This is a genomic window from Saliniramus sp., assembly GCF_035311605.1.
Lineage (GTDB): Bacteria > Pseudomonadota > Alphaproteobacteria > Rhizobiales > Beijerinckiaceae > Saliniramus.
In genome coordinates this window covers 1-6,303 of record NZ_DATGCW010000074.1, presented here as the reverse complement: position 1 = coordinate 6,303, position 6,303 = coordinate 1, and the positions used below count along the sequence as shown (strand labels likewise).

The following is a 6,303-nucleotide window of genomic DNA, read 5'->3' as shown; positions in this document are numbered from 1 at the left end:
CTGGCCTGGTCGTTTTCACGCGATCTCGATATGGCGACAGTGGTCGCCGATCTCGACATCGCCTTCGGCACCGCCGGGCTCGACTTCAACCAGGATCCTCCGCAGGGCATCGCCGAAGCGATCTTCGCGCCCGACAGGCTTGATGCCAATGTGGTCGATCGCCTGATGTCGAAATGTTCGGACAAGCTGTCGCTGCTCGCAGCGCCCGCCGTTCTCGATCGAACCTGCGATCTGACCGAGACCACTTTCGACCAGTTGCTCGACCTGCTGCGCACCAACATGCCCTGCATCGTGCTCGATGTGCCCCATCTCTGGAGCGCATGGACGAAACGCATCCTGCTTGCCGCCGACGACATCATCGTCGTCGCGGAGCCGGAGCTCGCTTCTCTGCGCAATGCGAAAAATCTCGCGGATCTGTTGCGTCAGCAACGCCCGAATGATCGTCCGCCACGCTTGATGCTCAACCGTATCGGTCTGCCCAAGCGTCCGGAGATCACCAGCGCGGACTTCGCCAAGGCGGTGGGTCATGATCTGGACGCAGAGATGCCCTTCGATGCCCAGCTCTTCGGTTCGGCTGCCAATAACGGGCAGATGCTCGCTGAATTGCAGCCCGGATGCCGGCCAGCGGAAATCTTCACGGAGCTGGCGGCCACGCTCATCGGTCGCACGGAATTGAAGAACAAGCGTGCCGGCCTGCTGGATCCGCTGCTGTCCAAATTCCTGAAACGCAAATCGGCTTCGTGATCAGCCCGTCAACGGACCGTCGGGCAGCCGCCGGCTAACGTCAAACCGCGCAGAGAGTGATCCATATGTTCGGCAAGAGATCCTCGATCGGAAATCAGCAACCGGCGGAGCCGCGCATGCCTGCGGCACGACCGGAGGCCAGGCCGGCGAACACGGCGAGCGAACCGGCCGTCCCGGTCCTGCCGGTCGAAAACCCGCGACCGGCCGGCAGCTTCAACGCCAGCCCCCTGCCACCGCCGGAGCCGGCGAAGCAGAAGCCGGTTGCCGTGGAGACGCGACAGCGCTCAGACGAGTATTACCAGACGAAGAGCATGATCTTCGGCGCCCTGATCGAGGCCATCGATCTGGCGCAGCTCGCGCGCCTCGACGCGGATTCCGCCCGTGAAGAGATTCGCGACATCGTCAACGAGATCATCGCACTGAAGAATGTCGTCCTGTCGATCGCAGAGCAGGAAGAACTGCTCGACGACATCTGCAACGACGTTCTGGGCTACGGTCCGCTCGAGCCGCTGCTGGCGCGCGACGACATCGCCGACATCATGGTGAACAACGCGCGCAAGACATATATCGAAGTCGACGGAAAGATTCAGCTGACCAATGTCCGCTTCCGCGACGAGCAGCAGCTGATGAATATCTGCCAGCGCATCGTCAGCCAGGTCGGTCGCCGCGTCGACGAATCAAGCCCGATCTGCGATGCGCGACTGCCCGACGGCTCGCGCGTCAATGTTATCGCGCCGCCGCTCGCGATCGACGGGCCGGCCCTGACGATCCGCAAGTTCAAGAAGGACAAGTTGACCCTCGACCAGTTGGTCAAGTTCGGGGCGATCTCGCCGCCGGGTGCGGAAGTGCTCAAGATTATCGGCAAGGTCCGCGCCAATGTCGTGATCTCGGGCGGCACGGGTTCGGGAAAGACGACGCTTCTGAACTGCCTGACCAACTATATCGAGCACGACGAGCGCATCATCACCTGTGAGGATGCAGCCGAGCTCCAACTGCAGCAGCCGCATGTGGTGCGCCTCGAAACCCGCCCGCCCAATCTGGAAGGTCAGGGCCAGGTCACCATGCGCGATCTCGTCCGCAACTGCCTGCGCATGCGTCCCGAACGCATCATCGTCGGCGAGGTGCGCGGCCCGGAAGCCTTCGATCTGCTGCAGGCGATGAATACGGGCCATGACGGTTCGATGGGCACGCTGCACGCGAACTCACCGCGTGAATGCCTGTCCCGTATCGAATCGATGATCACCATGGGTGGCTTCGCGCTGCCTTCGAAGACGATTCGCGAGATGATCGTCTCCTCGATCGACGTCATCGTCCAGGCCGCGCGACTGCGTGACGGCTCACGCCGGATCACCCACATCACCGAGGTGCTGGGCATGGAGGGCGACGTGATCGTGACCCAGGATATCGTCTTGTATGACGTGCTCGGTGAGGATCAGAACGGACGCCTGATCGGCAGCCACCGTTCGACCGGCGTCGGACGCCCGGGTTTCTGGGAACGTGCGCGCTATTACGGCGTCGAGGAGCAGCTCGCAACGGCGCTCGACGCGATGGAAGCGGCAAACGAGCCTGCTTGACGACGATCGGGAGATCAGGACAGGGCCATGGAAACACGCGACATTCTTCTCGTCATGCTGATCGCGGTCGCCTTTGGCGGCATCGCGCAGGTCTTCCTGTACCCGCTCCTCTCGGGGGAAAAGCGCGCGGAAAAGCGGCAGCAGGCCCTGATGGCGAAGACGCCCAACCAGCGTGTGGAGCGCGTGCCGCGCGATTCCGCCCAGCGCCGCGATCAGATCGTGCAGACCCTGCGTGAGATCGAGGAGAAGCGCGGGCGCAACAAGGCTTCGCTGGAAGAGCGCATAGCACATGCCGGCCTCGACTGGACGAAATCACGTTTCTTTCTGATGAGCGCTGCGCTGGGATTGCTGGTCGGCCTGTTTCTCTTCATCCTTACCGGGGGTAGTTTAATCGTGGCGGGGCTCGGCACCTTCGCCGGCGGGCTCGGTCTCCCGAACTGGATTCTCGGCTATCTTGCGAAAAAGCGCATCGAGAAATTCATCACCGAACTTCCCGATGCGATGGATATCATCGTTCGCGGAATCCGGGCCGGATTGCCGCTCGGCGACTGCATGCGGGAGATCGCGGCCTCGGCCGAGGAGCCGATCCGCAGCGAATTTCGCCTCGTCACCGAATCGCAGGCGATGGGTGTAACCTTGTCGGATGCGCTCGAGCGCATGGCGGAGCGGGTTCCGGTGGCCGAATCCTCGTTCTTCGCCACGGTGATCACCATTCAGACCAAGGCCGGCGGCAACCTTTCCGAGGCCATCGGCAACCTGTCGCGCGTCCTGCGCGAGCGCAAGAAGATGAAGGGCAAGATCCAGGCGATGAGCATGGAAGCCAAGGCCTCTGCCGCGATCATTGCGGCCCTGCCCTTCATCGTGGCTTTGATGACCTACATTTCCAGCCCCAGCTATATCGAACTGCTCTGGCTGACGCTCACCGGCAAGATCGTGCTCGGTGTCTGTGCGGTCTGGATGCTGTTTGGCGTGATGGTCATGAAGAACATGATTTCCTTCGATATCTGATCGGGACGGAGCAAAGCGATGATCATGCAGGCCCTTTCCGATCCGCAATTCCTGGCGATGGTTCTGGCGGGAATCGCTGCAGTCGCGACCGTCTTCACAGTCGCGTTGCCGCTGATCGCGAACGACAATCTCGACAAGCGCATGAAAGCTGTTGCGGTCGAACGCGACCGTATCAGGGCGCGTGAACGCGAGCGTCTCTCGCGACAGAACCGGGGCTCGCTGCGCTCGCGACCCGCCGAGCGCATCCGCCAGTTCGTCGAACAGTTCAAGCTCTCGGACTGGCTGGGCACCGAAACTGCCAAGATGCAGTTGATGCAGGCAGGCTTTCGCGGGCAGAAATCCGAATATACGTTTCTGGTCTTCCGCCTGGTCCTGCCGATCAGCTTCACGCTGATCACGGGATTCTACCTGTTTTTCGTGGATGACTTTGACCTCAGCCTGATCATCCAGCTCGGTATCGTGATCGTTGCGGCATATATCGGGATCAAGGCTCCCGAGATCTTTCTGCGCAATGCCATGCAGAAACGACAGATGTCCATCCGCCGGGCCTGGCCGGATGCCCTCGATCTGCTGCTGATCTGCGCCGAGTCCGGCAGTTCCATGGAACAGGCCTTTCGCCGCGTCAGCACCGAGATCGGACGAGCCTCGATCGCGCTCGCGGAAGAACTCGCACTCACCACTGCGGAGCTTTCCTATCTGCCCGAGCGCCGGCAGGCCTATGAGAACCTCGCCGAGCGCACTGGTCTCGAATCCGTCAAGGCCGTGTCGACGGCACTCATCCAGGCCGAGCGTTACGGTACGCCAATCGGTCAGGCCCTGCGTGTTCTCGCCCAGGAGAGCCGCGACCAGCGCATGAACGAGGCCGAGAAGAAGGCGGCTGCCCTGCCGCCCAAACTGACCGTGCCGATGATCCTGTTCTTCCTGCCCGTGCTCTTCGCCGTGATCATGACGCCTGCACTCATTCAGGTCTTCGACTGGCGGTGAACCGCCCGCGCATGGCGGGGTTGCTTCGCCCGGCATGGTCTTTCCCTTCCGGCTTTGCTAGATCCGGGCGGTGACGCGTGAACGCGCGTCGCCGGATCAAGCGAGCGACGAGGGTTCATGTCATCCGCACCGGGCCAGCCCGACGCCTCCCCGACAACGACCGTCCTGGTGACCACGCCCGGCCTCGGCCTCGCCTTCGCAAGCGCCGGTGCGACTGCTTACGGGATCAGCATCGTCTTTGCCCGCATGGCCGCCGATTCGGGGTTGTCCGGTGTCTCCGTCGCCCTCTACCGCGTCATCGCGATGTTCTTCGTCGCCGCGCTCGTCGCCGCCCTTTGGCGCCGGCTGCCGCGTATCGCGCCCGGTGAAGGCCGCGCCATGATCGCGCTCGCGCTCGGCGGTGCGGGCGTGGGGATCGGCTATATGAGCGCGGTGACCTTCATTCCGGTCTCGGTGGCAGTGGTCATCTTCTTCACCTTCCCGATCGTGATCGTGCTGCTCTCGCCGCTCGTGGATGGCGGGAGCCTGCGTCCTGCCCTGCTCCTTCTGGCGGGCATGGCCTTTACGGGTGTGGCGATGGTGATCGGGCCCGCATTCGAAACCCTCGACTGGCGCGGTGTCGCGCTGGCCGGGCTGGCGAGCGCCTCGGCAACCCTGCAATTCTTCTCCGGCACCCGTTCACCACAGACGACGACCCTGTCCAAGATCTTCTGGGTCAATCTCGCCGTGATCCCCGCCTGCATCATCGTCGGCGGCGTGCTCGGCGCGCTGGATCCGCCGGCGGCGCTGACGGTGGCGCCCGCTGCCGTGGCACTTCTGATCGCGACCTATATGGCGGGATTGTTCTTCCAGCTCGTCGCCCTCGTGCGCGCCTCGGCCGTGGTGGTGGGCCTCGCCTTCTGCGCCGAGCCGGTGGTCGCGACCGCCGCCTCGGCGATCCTGCTCGGCGAACGGCTCGTGCCCTTGCAATTCCTCGGCGGCGCTCTTGTCGTTGGCGCCGTCGCCACCAATGTGCTCATGGAGAACCGGCGCAGCCGTGCGCTTGCCACGCGCCGCGCCCTGACGGAGTAGGATGCATGACCAATCATACAGGCGGACAGCCAGCCGCCGGACGCCGCCCGGAGCCCTTGCCGCTGACGGTCCTCACCGGCTTCCTCGGTTCCGGCAAGACGACGCTGCTCAACCGCATCCTCACCGACCCCGCCATGTCTGACACCGTGGTGATCGTCAACGAATTCGGCGAGATCGGGCTCGACCACATGCTGGTCGAGACGGTGGACGAGGGCATGATCCTGCTCTCGGCCGGCTGCCTGTGCTGCTCGGTGCGCGGTGACCTGATTCACACCCTTGAGGACCTGCTGCGCAAGCGCGACAATGACCGCATCATGCCCTTCAGGCGTGTGATCATCGAGACCACGGGGCTGGCCGATCCGGCGCCGATCCTGCATGCGGTGCTCTACCATCCCTATCTCTCGATGCGCTTTGCCGTACAGGGCCTCGTCACCGTGGTCGATGCCATGGCGGGCGCGGCGACGCTGGACGCACATGAGGAAGCCGTACGCCAGGCCGCGATGGCGGACCGGCTGGTTCTATCCAAGACGGATCTGTCCGATTCCGGAGCGCTCGCGGCGCTCACAGTCCGCTTGCGCGAGCTCAATCCCGGGGCCGCGATCCTCGATGCCGGCGATGCGCTGGATCTCGAGAGCATGGTGATGTCGGGTTTGTTCGACACGCAGGGCAAGATCGGCGACGTTGCGACATGGCTGTCAGCCGAAGCCATCGCCGAGGCGGAAGATGCCGCGCACCGACGCCAGCATGAACATGATCACGGGCATCATCATGATCATGATCACGGACATAACGAACACCACGGCCACGACCATCACCACCACCATCACGACGTCAACCGCCACGACGCCGCGATCCGGGCCTTCTGCCTGACGAGCGACGCGCCCGTACCCCAGCGCAGCCTCGATCTCTTTCTCGACCTCCT

General features: G+C 63.5%; 6 protein-coding genes. All 6 read left to right on the top strand.

All coding sequences use genetic code 11. The features are described 5' to 3' along the window. Positions 1-744 (top strand): AAA family ATPase (locus VKP01_RS03640; protein WP_414706507.1); only part of this gene is annotated, 744 nt, incomplete at its 5' end. Positions 745-809: 65 nt separating this feature from the next. Continuing rightward, complete coding sequence (locus tag VKP01_RS03635) at positions 810-2,318, top strand: CpaF family protein (RefSeq protein ID WP_414706506.1); 1,509 nt, start codon at positions 810-812, stop codon at positions 2,316-2,318. A 27-nt stretch (positions 2,319-2,345) separates the two neighbouring features. Next, positions 2,346-3,326 (top strand): type II secretion system F family protein, encoded by a 981-nt coding sequence (locus tag VKP01_RS03630; RefSeq protein WP_324410367.1) that lies wholly within the window; start codon positions 2,346-2,348, stop codon positions 3,324-3,326. Between the two features lie 18 nt (positions 3,327-3,344). Next, positions 3,345-4,310, top strand: coding sequence for a type II secretion system F family protein (locus VKP01_RS03625; RefSeq protein ID WP_324410365.1), 966 nt, complete (start codon positions 3,345-3,347; stop codon positions 4,308-4,310). A gap of 117 nt (positions 4,311-4,427) precedes the next feature. After that, positions 4,428-5,381, top strand: a complete 954-nt coding sequence (locus tag VKP01_RS03620) for a DMT family transporter (protein WP_324410363.1) — start codon at positions 4,428-4,430, stop codon at positions 5,379-5,381. A 5-nt stretch (positions 5,382-5,386) separates the two neighbouring features. Beyond that, positions 5,387-6,303 (top strand): GTP-binding protein (locus tag VKP01_RS03615; RefSeq protein WP_324410361.1); only part of this gene is annotated, 917 nt, incomplete at its 3' end.